The 16,276-nt window shown below is 40.9% G+C and carries 7 protein-coding genes, 1 tRNA gene and 1 rRNA gene; 7 read left to right on the top strand and 2 right to left on the bottom strand.

Annotated elements, in window-relative coordinates:
• Positions 1 to 11: 11 nt before the first annotated feature.
• From rrf to ACVRZ8_RS09115, 4 genes are all read left to right on the top strand, one after another.
• Positions 12 to 127, top strand: a 5S ribosomal RNA gene (rrf, locus tag ACVRZ8_RS09130).
• A gap of 5 nt (positions 128 to 132) precedes the next feature.
• A tRNA-Asn gene (locus ACVRZ8_RS09125) sits at positions 133 to 206 on the top strand.
• 141 nt (positions 207 to 347) lie between these two features.
• Positions 348 to 839, top strand: a complete 492-nt coding sequence (locus tag ACVRZ8_RS09120) for a sigma-70 family RNA polymerase sigma factor (protein WP_447449011.1) — start codon at positions 348 to 350, stop codon at positions 837 to 839.
• A gap of 112 nt (positions 840 to 951) precedes the next feature.
• Positions 952 to 2,598, top strand: a complete 1,647-nt coding sequence (locus tag ACVRZ8_RS09115) for a GBS Bsp-like repeat-containing protein (RefSeq protein WP_447449010.1) — start codon at positions 952 to 954, stop codon at positions 2,596 to 2,598.
• 352 nt (positions 2,599 to 2,950) lie between these two features.
• On the opposite strand, the gene tyrS is transcribed toward ACVRZ8_RS09115, so the two are convergent.
• A complete protein-coding gene (tyrS, locus tag ACVRZ8_RS09110; RefSeq protein ID WP_447449009.1) occupies positions 2,951 to 4,213 on the bottom strand; it encodes a tyrosine--tRNA ligase in 1,263 nt (420 codons plus the stop codon).
• A 122-nt stretch (positions 4,214 to 4,335) separates the two neighbouring features.
• Here tyrS and pbp1b point away from each other — a divergent pair, with 122 nt between their 5' ends.
• The 3 genes from pbp1b (at position 4,336) to rpoC (ending at position 14,323) form a co-directional block, all read left to right on the top strand.
• Positions 4,336 to 6,708, top strand: coding sequence for a penicillin-binding protein PBP1B (pbp1b, locus tag ACVRZ8_RS09105; protein ID WP_447449017.1), 2,373 nt, complete (start codon positions 4,336 to 4,338; stop codon positions 6,706 to 6,708).
• A 352-nt stretch (positions 6,709 to 7,060) separates the two neighbouring features.
• A complete protein-coding gene (gene rpoB, locus ACVRZ8_RS09100) occupies positions 7,061 to 10,633 on the top strand; it encodes a DNA-directed RNA polymerase subunit beta (RefSeq protein WP_447449008.1) in 3,573 nt (1,190 codons plus the stop codon).
• A 63-nt stretch (positions 10,634 to 10,696) separates the two neighbouring features.
• Positions 10,697 to 14,323: a DNA-directed RNA polymerase subunit beta' gene (rpoC, locus tag ACVRZ8_RS09095; RefSeq protein WP_447449007.1), complete on the top strand. Its 3,627-nt coding sequence runs from the start codon at positions 10,697 to 10,699 to the stop codon at positions 14,321 to 14,323.
• Between the two features lie 530 nt (positions 14,324 to 14,853).
• Here the strand turns inward: rpoC and ACVRZ8_RS09090 are convergent.
• A protein-coding gene (locus tag ACVRZ8_RS09090; RefSeq protein ID WP_447449016.1) for an ISL3 family transposase occupies positions 14,854 to 16,109 on the bottom strand; the annotation gives its coding sequence in 2 pieces (ribosomal slippage) (positions 14,854 to 14,918 and positions 14,918 to 16,109; 1,257 coding nt in all).
• Positions 16,110 to 16,276 lie beyond the last annotated feature (167 nt).

Raw genomic sequence — 16,276 nt, 5'->3', positions numbered from 1 at the left:
TATTCAATTGGTTAAGTGACGCTAGCCTAGGAGATACACCTGTTTCCATGCCGAACACAGCAGTTAAGCCCTAGCACGCCGGAAGTAGTTGGGGGTTGCCCCCTGCCAGATATGGGAGTCGCTTAGCTTTCATCCGCCATAGCTCAGTTGGTAGTAGCGCATGACTGTTAATCATGATGTCGTAGGTTCGAGTCCTACTGGCGGAGTTTATTTATAGCATTAAGGAACAGAGCTTTAAGAAGCTCTGTTTTTTTGCTTTTCTTTTGAAAATAGGACATTGATGTCCTGTTCACTTTTGCCTATACTTTTTATAATAAGAGTATCACTACTAAAAGGAGATACGATTTATGGTAAAAGAGAGTGATTTTGTTTTGGCTTATGATAGGGTGAGACCTATTGTGCTACGCTGTAGCCGTCATTATTTTCTGCAGTTATGGGAGTTGGCGGATATGGAGCAGGAAGCCATGTTTTTGCTTTATAAGCTTTTGGAGAAGCATCCCTATCTTTTGGGGGATATTGGGCTTTTACGGCGTTATTTTAAGACGGCTTTTACTAATCATTTAAACGATGAGGTTCGTCGTCAGGAGTCGGAGAAGCGTCGGTTTCATAAGATGGCTTATGAGGAGATTTCGGAGGTTGCTTATAGTGTTCCGTCTAAAGTCATGGATGCTTGCGATCAGATTGCCTATCGGGAGGGTCTTGCGGCTTATCGGAGGACTTTATCGTATGAGGAAGCCGAGCAGTTGGAGCTTTTGCTTGAGGGAAGGTCTTTTAAGGGGAGAAAGAAGATGATGAAAGCTCTGCAGGTTTACTTAATGGAGTTTAAACAATCGGTCTAGGGGGAGATATCAGGAGTTGTAATAATCTTTTGTACTGAATAAAAATTCTTATTTTGAATTTTTGCTGCTGGATTTCGAATAACTTAAATGTAACTATTACTTAGGAGGTTTTATGAAAAAAACGAAATCATTATTGTTTACAGCAGCAGTTCTTAGTTCTTTGGGAACAGCACCTTTGGCTTTGGCGAAGGAGAGCAATCAACTTAATGTCAGCTATAGTAATTTGAATACTCAGGAAGGGACTTATGATGTTTTTGTTGATGCAGCAAAGACAGATAAGACAGTGGCTTCAGTCTCAGTTGCGATATGGTCTGATAAGGATGGCCAGGATGATTTGAAGTGGTATCACTCAAATTCTTCTGATGGGAAGACAGCTAGCGTTCATTTTGACATTGCTAATCATGGTCGTAAAGCTGGCAGTTATAATGCACATGTGTACACAACCTATTCTGATGGAAGTCAGAGTGGACAAATTTTAGAGAAGCAGAGCTTTTCAGCTAGTCTTCCTAAAGTTACACAAACATTGACGGGCTTTGAATTATCGTCTTATATTTTGCCGGAAAGTGGAACATTGCAAACGGCGGTATGGTCTAATGAAAATGATCAAGATGATATTGTTTGGTATACAGCTGATAATTCGGGAAATATTCAGATACCATTTTTAAACCACAAGTCTTATGGGGATTATCAATTTCACACTTATATTGATGTTAATGGGCAAAAAACAGGCGTGGGCGCTCAGACTGTAACACTTGCCAATTCGGCTGTTCAGCTTGCGACAAATAAGATTAGCGATACTCGTTATGAAATGACACTTTCAAATGTGCCGACTTATTTTTCAGATATTAAGATTCCAATATGGTCAGATAAAAATGGACAAGATGATATTATCTGGTATAGTGCACAAAAAATTGATGCAACGACTTATTCAGTCTCAGTTCCTTTGAAAAATCATCGTTATGACTTAGGAAATTACTCTGTACATGTTTATGGTGTTAGTTCCCTAGATGGGAAATTTTCTGGCATAACATCTGGCAGTTACACGGTTGACAGTATCGTATCTTATGAACAGCCCACATTAACACTTGAAAATATCAATAAAACTTCAGGTAGCTTTTTAGTCAAGGCAAGTGAGACTTTGTATTCCAAATCCATTGCGTCAATTAATGTAGCTATTTGGTCTGCGTCAAATCAATCCAATATTTATTGGTATACTTCAAACAAGGTAAATGATGGGCAAATCTTTATTCAAGCAAATCTTGCAAAACATGGCAATTTATCTGGCTCTTATAATATTCATGCTTATGTTACGTATACAGATGGGAGCAGCGGTGGTTTTGTTTTGCCAAATCAAGATATGACCGCTGTTAGTACGAACAATAGGGCTGCAGAGCCTAAAATTAAAACTTATCTCAATGAAGCTAATACCTATCCAGTTGGTCAGTGTACATGGGGGGTAAAAGCGCTAGCGCCTTGGATTCCAAACTATCTAGGCAATGCCAAAGAGTGGGCAAATGGTGCAGCAAGAAAAGGTTTTCGTACGGGAACAACACCAGCTGTTGGGTCAATTGCTGTCTGGCCTAATGATGGAGGCGGATATGGGCATGTTGCCTATGTTGTTGCAGTTGAATCAAATAGCAGAATTCAGGTGAAAGAAGCGAATTACGCTGGTAAGCAGTACATTTCAAATTTTCGTGGCTGGTTTAATCCTACTACTGCAACTTGGGGAGGCGCAGTTTACTATATTTATCCGGATTAAACACTATTGGAAAATAAAGGAGAGAGATGGAAATCGGTAAGACGAAATCTTCGATTTATCGGTAGGTCTTCATTTTTCATTACTAACCTGAAACGATCTAGGATATGCTTATTCTATTTTTCAATTTTAACTGTCTGAGAGAAAAGTATTCTCAGCTTCTCATAGCTCAAAAGGTTTGTGAGACAGTTTAAAATTGAAAAAAGAGTTTTCTGAGCAGATGTCAAAAATTACCTAATGAACAATTGTGCAGGGAAAACTTTAAATTGAAGTCAACAAAGTCATTCACGACACCTGCGTTTTATGTACTAAAATTGTAAAAAAAAAAGAGTTTAGAACTGCTTTGTTCAAACTCTTATTTTTTATAGGTTAAAACGAAATATTTTTTCTTACCACGACGGATTACAGTGAGTTCTTCATCAATTTTATCATGATCTGAAAGTGTGTAATCCAAGTCTTGCATTCGTTCACCGTTAATATAAATAGCTCCATTTTGTACATCTTCACGTGCTTGACGTTTTGATGATGAAATTTTAGCAGCTACGAGGATTTCAACGATATTGTGGTTATCGTCAGAATGAACAGCGTGGTTAGGAACATTGCTAAGACCTTGTTTGAGTTCTCTAGCAGAAAGATTTTTAATATTTCCCGCGAAGAGCTGCTCGGTGATATTGAGTGCTTGCTTGTAGGCTTTTTCACCATGAACAAGTGTTACAACTTCGCGTGCTAGAATTTTCTGAGCCAGACGCTCGTGGCGTGCTGCATTGAATTTTTCTTCAATTTCAGCGATATCATCAAGCGATAAGAAAGTGAAAATTTTCAGGAAACGAACAGCATCCTCATCCATAACATTCAACCAAAATTGATACATTTCATAAGGCGATGTCTTGTCTGCATCAAGCCAGATGGCATTGCCTTCAGATTTACCAAACTTTTTACCGGTTGAATCTGTAATGAGAGGGACGGTAATGACGTGTCCTGTTTTATCGGCTTTGCGGCGAAGGAGTTCGGTTCCAGCGGTCATATTTCCCCACTGGTCAGAACCGCCGACTTGCAAAGTGACATTGTGGCGGCGGTTAAGTTCATAAAAATCATAACCTTGCATAATTTGATAAGCGAATTCGGTGTAAGAAATTCCTGTTTCAATACGTTTCTTAACCGATTCTTTACTCATCATATAGTTGACGGTGAAGTATTTCCCGATGTCACGTAAAAAATCAATGAAACTAACATTTTCAAACCAATCATAGTTGTTGGTCATCTCAGCTTTATTATCTCCATTTTTAAAATCCAAAAAACGAGAAAGCTGGGCTTGAATGCTAGTTACCCAACTGTCAACCGTCTCCTTAGTTTGCAGGCTGCGTTCAGCATCTTTAAAGGATGGATCCCCAATAAGACCTGTTGCTCCTCCAACCAAAGGGAAGGGTTTGTGACCAGCCAGCTGCAAATGGCGGCAAACTAGAATAGGTACCAGGTGGCCGAGATGAAGGCTATCGGCAGTTGGATCATAGCCTGAATAAAAAGCAAGAGTGCCTCCGGTAAGTGCTTTTTCTAAAGCTTCTTCATCCGTTGTTTGAAAAATGAGACCGCGTGCTTTTAATTCTTCAAAAATATTCATCGTTTTCTCCAGTAAATGCTTAATAGTACCCTCCATTATACCAAAAGATAAGGAACCTATGCAAGCCTTGTCAAAGTTTGTTATAATAATCTTGAGGTGTTCTGATGTTAAAAGATAAACTAGTGGAATTTTTAAATACATTCAAGACTAAACTGACAAAATTTTTTCATAAAAACGAATCGCAGGAAAAGGCAGACAGATTTTATTTTAAAGTACACCGCTCTGGGAACAAAAGTGAAGGAGAAGGGCTGTCTTGGCTTGATTTTGGGGATGTTTTCTTAAAAACGCTCAAACTCTTATCAGATTTTTTCTATGTGGTTGTTATTTTATTGACAATGCTGGGGGCGGGTATTGGTCTGGGCTATTTTGGCAGTCAGATTGAAAATGTTAAAAGCATGTCTGATAATGATTTGCTCAAACAAATCTCGACGGTCAGTTTGATTTCCTCAATGCACTATTCCAATGGCGACAGTATCTCTGACATTGATACGGATTTATTACGAGAGCCAGTTGAAGGCTCAGCTATTTCTGAAAATGTAAAAAATGCTGTTATTGCAACCGAAGATGAGAATTTTAAAAGCCATAGTGGGGTAGTGCCTAAGGCAGTTTTTCGTGCCTTGGTATCTTCGGTTCTTGGTATTGGTTCGTCTAGTGGAGGTTCCACTTTGACTCAACAGCTAATTAAACAGCAAATCACAGGAGATGATCCAACTTTTAAACGTAAGGTAACAGAGATTATTTATGCTTTGCAGCTAGAGCGTTCTCTCAGTAAGGATGAAATTCTAACGGACTATCTAAATGTGTCACCTTTTGGACGTAATAATAAAGGGCAGAATATTGCTGGAATTGAAGAAGCTGCGCAAGGGATTTTTGGTGTATCTGCCAGTGATTTAACCATTCCGCAGGCAGCTTATCTTGCAGGGCTTCCGCAAAATCCTATTTCTTATACGCCTTATACGTCAGCTGGTCAAATGAAAGACGATACTTCTGTCGGTGTAGCTCGTCAGCAAGATGTTCTTTACAATATGTACCGCGCAGGCTATTTAAGCAAGGATGAGTACAACACCTATAAACAGTATGACATCACCCAAGATTTTGTTGCTGCTCAAACATCGGGGGCATCGTCACATGATTACCTTTATTACGCTGTTATGTCTGAAGCTGAGGATGTTATGTATGATTATCTGGTAAAACGTGAAGGTGTATCTTCTCAAGATCTGAAAAATGACACGACTAAGGAAACCTACCGTGAAAAAGCTTTAGAAGAGTTGCAGACAGGTGGCTATACCGTTAAAACAACCATTGATGAGGGGATTTATGCAGCTATGCAGTCAGCAGTTGCTCAATATGGCAATACTTTGGATGCTGAAACAAATGGCGGTGTTGAGGTTGGTAATGTTTTGATGGATAATCAGACGGGAGCCATTTTGGGCTTTATTGGCGGCCGTGATTATAACAGTAATCAGAACAATCATGCTTTGGATACTGCTCGCTCTCCAGGTTCTTCAATCAAGCCGATTATTGCCTATGGTATTGCCATTGATCAAGGTTTAATGGGAAGTGCCAGCATGTTATCAAATTATCCGGCGACTTTTTCTGGCGGTCAAAAGATCATGCACGGTTCAGATGAAGGAACAGGTATGGTCACTCTTCAGGAGGCTTTAAATACCTCATGGAATATCCCAGCCTACTGGACTTATCAAATGCTGCTGCAGGATAATGTTGATGTTGAGGCTTATATGTCAAAAATGGGCTATCAAGTTGATAATTATGCTATTGAGAGTCTGCCTCTCGGCGGCGGGATTGAAACCACTGTTGAACAGCAGGTAAATGCTTACCAGATGCTGGCTAATGGCGGTGTTTATCAGAAAGGTTATATGGTTGAGTCTATTACTTCAAAAAATGGTGATGTTATTTACCAACATAAAGACGAAGGGGTACAGGTATTTTCCGAAGCAACAGCAAGTATTATGAATAATTTATTGAAAGAAGTTATCGTAAAAGGCGGAACTACTAAATTTTATGAAGACCTCAAAGGTCTAAATGCTACAGCAGCGACAGCTGATTGGTCTGGTAAAACGGGAACAACGGATAATTATTCTGATGTTTGGCTGCTTCTTTCAACTCCGAACGCAACCCTAGGAGGCTGGGCTGGTTATGATGATAATTCTTCTCTGGCTTCAACTTCGGGGTATGATCATAATGCTCAGTATATGGCTTATCTTGTTGATGCTATTTATGATGCTAACCCAAGTGTGTTTGACACGAGTCAAAAATTTGAACTATCAAATAGTGTGATGAAATCAACAGTTCTCAAGTCAACAGGTCAAAAACCGGCTACCGTTACTGTTGATGGCAAGAGTATATCTGTTTCTGGGGATACAACCACTAGTTATTGGGCTAAAAATGGTGCTGGAGATACCGTTTATAATTTTGCTATTGGAGGCAGTGACAGTAACTACAAAGATGCTTGGAATAAAATCCTTAACAAATAGTCTATCAAGCTCTAAGTAGCTTGCAAAAATGCATAAAATAGGGTATAATAATTGCAACTATTTGTCGTGTGTTTTAGTTGAAATATTGTCCAACTAAGGCTAACAGCAGTTAAATCAAACTTATTCGGTCGGATTTAGCTGCTCTTTTTGTGTCATTTTTCTTATGAATTGTGCTTATATTGACATTTGTAATGTATATTTAAATATTCTGAAAATAGACAAGAAGGACAGAAGTAGACAATCGAACTTGACCCCAAAAATCAGATAAAAACAGCTGTGCTTTCTAAACCATTATAACGTTTAGTGTCTGATCTGAAGGGTCTCAGTATCTTACTATAAAAGGAGTTATATCTTGGCAGGACATGACGTTCAATACGGGAAACATCGTACCCGTCGTAGTTTTTCAAGAATCAAGGAAGTTCTTGATCTTCCAAACTTGATTGAAATCCAAACAGATTCATTCAAGGATTTCTTGGATACTGGTCTAAAAGAAGTTTTTGAGGATGTACTTCCCATTTCAAACTTCACAGATACAATGGAATTGGAGTTCGTTGGTTATGAATTGAAAGAACCTAAGTATACGCTGGAGGAAGCTCGTATCCATGATGCATCATACTCGGCGCCTATTTTTGTAACCTTTCGTTTGATTAATAAAGAAACCGGCGAAATTAAAACTCAGGAAGTCTTCTTTGGTGATTTTCCAATTATGACTGAAATGGGTACCTTTATCATCAATGGTGGTGAACGTATTATTGTTTCCCAGCTGGTTCGCTCACCGGGTGTATATTTTAATGATAAAGTGGATAAAAATGGTAAGGTTGGCTATGGTTCGACAGTTATTCCTAACCGCGGAGCATGGCTTGAACTTGAAACAGATGCCAAAGACATTGCCTACACACGTATTGACCGTACGCGTAAGATTCCATTTACAACTTTAGTGCGTGCGCTTGGTTTCTCAGGTGATGACGAAATTGTTGATATTTTTGGGGATAGCGATTTGGTTCGCAATACCATTGAAAAAGATATTCATAAAAATCTTTCAGATTCACGTACGGATGAAGCTCTTAAAGAAATCTATGAGCGTCTTCGTCCGGGAGAGCCAAAGACTGCTGATAGCTCACGCAGTTTGCTGGAAGCCCGTTTCTTTGATCCGCGCCGCTATGATTTAGCAGCTGTCGGCCGTTATAAGGTTAATAAGAAACTTAATATCAAGACACGTCTTTTAAATCAAACTATTGCTGAAAATTTAGTTGATCCTGAAACCGGTGAAATTCTTGTTGAAGCTGGAACAGTCATGACCCGCGATATCATTGATTCTATTGCCCAACAATTGGATGGCGAGTTGAACAAATTCATTTATACTCCAAATGAGTATGCTGTTGTAACAGAGCCTGTAACACTTCAGAAATTTAAGGTGCTTGCGCCTAATGATCCGGATCGCGTCGTGACAATTGTGGGGAATGCGACTCCTGATGATAAAATTCGCGCTTTGACGACTGCAGATATTTTGGCTGAAATGTCTTACTTCCTTAATCTTGCAGAAGGTCTTGGGAAAGTAGATGATATTGACCATCTTGGAAATCGTCGTATCCGTGCTGTTGGTGAATTGCTTGCTAATCAGTTCCGTATTGGTTTAGCGCGTATGGAACGCAATGTTCGCGAACGTATGTCGGTTCAAGATAATGAAGTTTTAACGCCGCAGCAAATCATTAATATTCGTCCCGTGACAGCTGCGGTTAAAGAATTCTTTGGTTCATCTCAATTATCTCAATTTATGGATCAGCACAATCCGCTTTCTGAACTGTCTCATAAACGTCGTTTGTCAGCCCTTGGGCCTGGTGGTTTGACCCGTGACCGTGCTGGTTATGAAGTGCGTGACGTGCACTATACTCATTACGGCCGCATGTGTCCGATTGAAACACCTGAAGGACCAAACATTGGTTTGATTAACAACTTGTCTTCGTACGGACATCTTAACAAATATGGCTTCATCCAAACGCCCTATCGTAAGGTTGACCGTGCAAAAGGTATTGTCACAAATGAAATCGTCTGGATGACCGCTGATGAAGAAGACGAATATACTGTAGCGCAAGCTAACTCTAAATTGAATGAAGATGGTACTTTTGCAGAAGAGATCGTTATGGGACGCCATCAAGGTAATAACCAAGAATACCCAGCCAGTGCTGTTGATTTTGTTGATGTTTCACCAAAACAGGTAGTCGCTGTTGCAACGGCATGTATTCCGTTCTTGGAAAATGATGATTCAAACCGTGCCCTTATGGGGGCTAACATGCAGCGTCAGGCTGTGCCTTTGATTGATCCTCATGCTCCTTATGTTGGAACGGGTATGGAGTATCAAGCAGCCCATGACTCAGGTGCAGCTGTCATTGCTCAGCATGATGGTAAAGTCATTTATTCGGATGCTGATAAAGTTGAAGTGCGCCGTGAGGATAGCTCACTTGATGTCTATCATATTACGAAATTCCGTCGCTCGAATTCAGGAACAGCCTATAATCAACGGACACTTGTAAAAGTTGGTGATACTGTTGAAAAAGGTGATTTCATCGCTGACGGACCGTCTATGGAAAAAGGTGAGATGGCACTTGGGCAAAATCCAATTGTTGCTTATATGACCTGGGAAGGGTACAACTTTGAGGATGCTGTCATCATGAGTGAACGTCTTGTGAAAGATGATGTTTACACATCAGTTCACTTGGAAGAATTTGAATCAGAAACACGCGATACAAAACTTGGCCCTGAAGAAATTACGCGTGAAATTCCAAATGTTGGTGAAGAGGCTCTTAAAGACCTTGATGAAATGGGTATTATTCGTATTGGTGCTGAAGTTAAGGAAGGTGATATTCTCGTCGGTAAGGTTACTCCTAAAGGGGAAAAGGATCTTTCTGCAGAAGAACGTCTTCTCCATGCTATCTTTGGTGATAAATCTCGCGAAGTCCGCGATACCTCTCTGCGTGTTCCACACGGTGGTGAAGGGGTCGTCCGTGATGTGAAAATCTTTACCCGTGCTAATGGTGATGAACTGCAGTCAGGTGTCAATATGCTGGTTCGTGTCTACATTGCGCAAAAACGCAAGATCAAGGTTGGTGATAAAATGGCCGGCCGTCACGGGAATAAGGGTGTCGTTTCTCGTATTGTTCCTGTAGAAGATATGCCTTACTTGCCTGATGGAACGCCAGTTGATATCATGCTTAATCCACTCGGGGTACCATCACGTATGAATATCGGACAGGTAATGGAACTTCACTTAGGTATGGCTGCTCGTAACTTGGGAATCCATATTGCGACGCCAGTCTTTGATGGAGCTACCTCAGAAGATCTTTGGTCAACAGTTGAAGAAGCTGGCATGGCTTCTGACGCTAAAACTGTTCTCTATGATGGCCGCACGGGTGAGCCGTTTGACAATCGTGTCTCTGTTGGTGTCATGTATATGATTAAACTTCACCACATGGTTGATGATAAACTTCACGCTCGTTCGGTTGGTCCTTATTCAACTATTACTCAACAGCCGCTTGGAGGTAAAGCTCAATTTGGCGGACAGCGTTTTGGTGAAATGGAAGTTTGGGCTCTTGAGGCCTATGGAGCATCAAATATTCTCCAAGAAATTCTGACTTATAAATCAGATGATGTGAATGGGCGTCTTAAAGCCTATGAAGCTATAACAAAAGGTAAACCAATTCCTAAACCGGGTGTTCCAGAGTCATTCCGCGTTCTCGTTAAAGAATTGCAGTCACTGGGTCTGGATATGCGTGTTCTTGACGAAGAAGATGCTGAGGTTGAACTTCGTGATCTTGATGAAGGTGAAGATGATGATGTTATGCATGTTGATGATCTTGAACGTGCACGTGAAAAACAAGCTCGCGAAGCTGCTGAGCTAGCTGAAAAAGAAGCTTTATCAGAAGAATAAATCTTACAACATCTAAGACGATAGCTCTGCTATTATCAAAAGAAAAAAAGAAAGGTAAAACTAGTGGTTGATGTAAATCGATTTAAAAGTATGCAAATCACATTAGCTTCGCCAACTAAAGTCCGTTCATGGTCTTATGGTGAGGTTAAAAAACCTGAAACAATCAATTACCGTACACTTAAGCCAGAACGTGAAGGCCTCTTTGATGAAGTGATTTTTGGTCCTACCAAGGATTGGGAATGCGCCTGCGGTAAGTACAAACGTATTCGTTATAAAGGTATTGTTTGTGACCGTTGTGGTGTTGAAGTGACCCGCGCTAAAGTTCGCCGCGAACGTATGGGACACATCGAGCTAAAGGCTCCGGTGTCTCATATCTGGTATTTCAAGGGAATCCCTTCACGTATGGGTTTGACTCTTGATATGAGCCCGCGTGCACTTGAGGAAGTCATCTATTTTGCTGCTTATGTGGTTATTGATCCTAAAGAAACACCGCTTGAAGCTAAGTCGCTTTTGACCGAACGTGAATATCGTGAAAAGTTGCAAGAATACGGACATGGTTCATTTGTCGCTAAAATGGGTGCAGAAGCTATTCAGGATCTTTTAAAACAAGTGGACTTGGAAGTTGAAATTGCTGAGCTTAAGGAAGAATTAAGAACTGCCAAGGGACAAAAACGTGTTAAAGCTGTCCGCCGTTTGGATGTGCTTGATGCTTTCCAAAAATCAGGCAATAAGCCTGAGTGGATGGTTCTTAATATCTTACCTGTTATCCCACCAGATATTCGTCCAATGTTGCAGTTAGACGGTGGTCGTTTTGCAACTTCTGACCTCAATGACCTTTATCGCCGTGTTATCAATCGTAACAACCGTTTGGCTCGTCTTCTTGAACTTAATGCCCCAGGTATTATTGTGCAAAATGAAAAACGAATGCTGCAAGAAGCGGTTGATGCTTTGATTGATAATGGTCGCCGCGGACGTCCCATTACTGGACCGGGCAGCCGTCCGCTTAAGTCTCTCAGCCATATGCTCAAAGGTAAACAAGGTCGCTTCCGTCAGAACCTGCTTGGTAAGCGTGTTGATTTCTCAGGACGTTCTGTTATCGCTGTTGGTCCAACGCTAAAGATGTATCAATGTGGCGTACCACGTGAGATGGCGATTGAACTTTTCAAACCATTCGTCATGCGTGAAATCGTTGCCCGAGAGTATGCAGGAAATGTTAAAGCTGCAAAACGTATGGTTGAACGCGGCGACGAACGTATCTGGGATATTTTGGAAGAAGTAATTAAAGAACATCCAGTTCTTCTTAACCGGGCACCGACTCTTCACCGTTTGGGAATTCAGGCCTTTGAACCAGTTCTGATTGATGGTAAGGCATTGCGTCTCCATCCTTTGGTATGTGAGGCCTATAATGCTGACTTTGACGGAGACCAAATGGCCATCCACGTGCCGCTTTCGGAAGAAGCGCAGGCAGAAGCACGTTTGCTCCTTCTTGCTGCGGAACATATTCTTAATCCTAAAGATGGAAAACCAGTCGTAACACCATCTCAGGATATGGTTCTTGGAAATTACTATCTGACAATGGAAGATGCTGATAGTGAAGGTGAAGGTATGGTCTTCAAGGATAAAGATGAGGCAGTTATGGCCTATCACAATGGCTATGTTCATCTTCACAGCCGTGTTGGTATTGCGGTTGACAGCATGCCAAACAAACCTTGGAAAGAAAACCAATTGCATAAGATTATGATTACTACAGTTGGTAAAATTCTTTTCAATGATATTATTCCTGATGAAATCCCTTATCTTCAAGAACCAACAAATACTAATCTGACGGAAGGCACAGCGGATAAATATTTCTTAGAACCAGGCACAGATATTAAGCCGGTTATCCAAGCTCTTGAAATCAATTCACCGTTTAAAAAGAAAAATCTGGGAAATATTATTGCAGAAATCTTCAAGCGTCTTCGTACAACTGAAACATCAGCCTTTCTTGACCGTTTGAAAGACCTTGGCTATTACCATTCAACTCTTGCTGGATTGACAGTTGGTATTGCCGATATTCCAGTCATTGACAATAAAACAGAAATTATTGATGCGGCTCACCATCGTGTTGAGGAAATTAATAAAGCTTTCCGTCGCGGTCTTGTGACGGACGAAGACCGTTATGTTGCCGTTACGACAACATGGCGTGAAGCTAAAGAAGAACTTGAAAAACGTTTGATTGAGACTCAAGATCCTAAAAACCCTATCGTTATGATGATGGACTCAGGAGCACGTGGGAATATCTCTAACTTCTCCCAACTTGCTGGTATGCGCGGTCTTATGGCTGCTCCTAACGGACGCATTATGGAATTGCCAATCCTTTCAAACTTCCGTGAAGGACTGTCTGTTTTGGAAATGTTCTTCTCAACTCACGGTGCACGTAAAGGGATGACTGATACCGCCCTTAAGACAGCCGATTCTGGTTACCTTACTCGCCGTTTGGTTGACGTGGCTCAGGATGTTATCATTCGTGAAGATGATTGCGGAACTGATCGCGGTCTTCTTATCAGTGCCATTACAGATGGCAAGGAAGTCACTGAAACGCTTGAAGAACGTCTTGTTGGCCGTTACACTAAAAAATCAGTGAAACATCCTGAAACAGGTGTGGTTATCGTTGCTGCTGATACTTTGATTACAGAAGATAAGGCATCAGAGATTGTAGCCGCAGGTGTTGAAGAGGTAACCATTCGTTCGGTATTTACATGTAATACACGCCATGGTGTCTGCCGTCATTGTTATGGTATTAACTTGGCAACTGGTGATGCGGTCGAAGTCGGAGAAGCTGTTGGTACAATTGCAGCCCAATCTATCGGAGAACCGGGTACCCAACTTACCATGCGGACCTTCCACACGGGTGGTGTTGCCTCAAATACTGACATCACTCAAGGTCTGCCTCGTATTCAAGAAATTTTTGAAGCCCGCAACCCTAAAGGGGAAGCAGTTATCACTGAGGTTAAAGGTAAGGTTATTGACATCGAAGAAGATGCTTCCACTCGTACGAAGAAAGTCTTTGTTCAAGGCCAAACAGGTATGGGAGAATATGTCGTACCATTTACTGCTCGTATGAAAGTTGAAGTTGGTGACGAAGTTCATCGCGGTGCTCCTCTTACAGAGGGATCAATCCAGCCTAAGCATTTACTTGAAGTACGTGATACATTATCCGTAGAAACTTACCTGCTTGCTGAAGTTCAAAAGGTTTACCGCAGTCAAGGGGTAGAAATCGGAGATAAGCACGTTGAGGTTATGGTTCGTCAAATGCTTCGTAAAGTTCGTGTTATGGATCCAGGCGATACCGATTTACTTCCTGGAACTTTAATGGATATCGCAGATTTTACAGATGCCAATACTAATATTGTTATCTCGGGTGGCATTCCTGCAACTTCTCGTCCAGTTCTTCTGGGAATTACAAAAGCTTCGCTTGAAACCAATTCATTCTTGTCGGCGGCTTCTTTCCAAGAGACTACACGTGTTCTGACTGATGCTGCTATTCGCGGTAAGAAAGATCATCTTCTTGGTCTGAAAGAAAATGTTATCATTGGTAAGACAATCCCAGCTGGTACAGGTATGGCACGTTACCGTAATCTGGAGCCACAGGCTATTAATGAAATTGAAGTCATTGAAGACAGCGAAGAGTTAGCAGTTGAAATTGACTAGTGAAGAGAGTGGGACAAACCGCGATGGTTGCTGCGCAATCACCCACAGAAGAGTGTAATCGTGAAGATTACGTATAAAAAATTGGTAAATCGTCATGAAATGACAATTTCGATTTTGTTGTCCCACCTCCGCACAGTTTGTTAGGGATTGATATGAACTAACGTTCATAGGATTAGATAACCTCAAACAGTTCCCCAAACTGTTGGAGCTATCCCTTGCGTAATTGAACACGAGCTACGAGCTGTGTCAAAAAGATAGTTTCTCCTAGAGTCTTGTAACTCTTCGTCAAAACTCCTATTTTGCCCTTGCTCGTAAACGCTCTTTGTATCTTGTCTAGCAAGAGATAAGGACTTCCAATCAGCAGTGGTTCATTGGTGCTAAAGCACCTAATGAACTGTGCAGGGGTAAGACTAAGTTGGCGTAGCCAACAAGTCTTTCTCCCAACCACTGCGTCAAACATTTTATATTGCACAGATTGAAGGAGTTTGAGACTTTTGGGCTCTTTGTCAACTGTAGTGGGTGACTTATAACTAAGCACGAGAGAGAATCAGATTGGTTCTCTCTCTTTGCATGTTCAAAGCGATAAGAATTTTAGTTTTATCTTTTTGAAGTTTCGAAAGCCAAAAGCTTGGCGTTTGATATCCTTGATGAGCTTGTTGGTAGCTTCCAGTTTAGCGTTAGAATAAGGTAACTCAAGGGCATTTGTAATGTAAGCCTTGTATTTGAGAAATGTTTTGAAGACGATTAAAAATGGCTGATTGACCAGATTCAAATGGTCTTCGATGAGTCCAAAGAATTCAGTTGATCTCTTTTCTTGAAAATGGAAGAGCAGGAGTTGATAAAGCTCATAATAAAAGCAAAGTTCATCAGAGAAAGCTAAAGTTTTATTGACAATCTCACGAGGGGTTAAAGTTTGCCTAAAGGTTCGTGAATAGAAGGCCTTGTCAGAGAGCTTGCGGCTGTCCTTATGAAGAATGCGCCAATGATTTTTCATGGCCCGATAAGGCAGTGACTTTTTGTCAAAGCTCTTCATAATGGCAATTCTAGTGGTCATCATAGCCCGACTCAAGTGCTGGATGATATGAAAGCGATCAAGAACAATTTTGGCGCAAGGAAACAGTTGTTTGATGATAGGAATGTAGCTACAAGACATGTCCACCGTTACCACTTTAACCTGCTCGCGAACCTTTCTAGGATACTTTTGGAAGTAGTTTTTGATGGTTGATTGCCTGTTGTTTTCAAGGATGGTGACAATCTTTCGTGTTTCAAAGTCTTGAGCGATGAAGGCTAATTTCCCTTTATTTCGAGAGAATTCATCCCAAGATAAGATTTCAGGAAGTTTGGTAAAATTCTCTTTAAAGGTGAACTGTTCCAGCTTTCTTTGGACGGCAGAGACAGAGATATGAAGTTTCTTTGCGATAGCGGAGTTAGTCAATTTCTCTGTGTGCAGCTGAGTGATTTTAGCCCAGACAGGTTTGGAAATCTGTCCGTTTTTCTGCACAACATCGGTCTCAGATACAACAACTTTCTTGCAGGCTTTGCACTGAAAGCGGCGCTTTTTGAGTTTAAGGACGGTGGGCATCCCTTGGATATCAAGAAGAGGGATAGTTGAAGCTTTCTGAAAGTCGTATTTAATCATTTTTCTCTGACAATGGGGGCAGTCAGGCGCTTGATAGTCCAGTTTAGCTTGTATTTCAATGTGAGTTTGGTGTTGTAAAACGAGAAGGATATTAATATTTTTGTCTTTCAATCCGATTAAATCTGTGGTATTCTTAAGGTGTTCCATATGAATCTTTCTAATGAGTTGTTTAGCGCTTTTCATTATAAGTCATATGGGACTTTTTTCATACCCTCAAAAAGCCCTATAATATCTGAATGAGATTTACCCACTACAGATATTATAGAGCCGACTTTTGTCCCAAACTCTTTTTTTGTAAAAAATGGACAAAATTT

It is taken from the genome of Streptococcus dentiloxodontae (assembly GCF_053206925.1).
Note: the sequence above shows the minus strand (reverse complement) of the source record. Positions and strands in the feature narration are given on the sequence as shown.

What these genes read in the sequence shown, in the direction of transcription:
- tyrS (WP_447449009.1), bottom strand. Translation starts at nt 4,213, where the DNA reads ATGAATATTTTTGAAGAATTAAAAGCACGCGGTCTCATTTTTCAAACA.
- ACVRZ8_RS09115 (WP_447449010.1), top strand. Translation starts at nt 952, where the DNA reads ATGAAAAAAACGAAATCATTATTGTTTACAGCAGCAGTTCTTAGTTCT.
- ACVRZ8_RS09120 (WP_447449011.1), top strand. Translation starts at nt 348, where the DNA reads ATGGTAAAAGAGAGTGATTTTGTTTTGGCTTATGATAGGGTGAGACCT.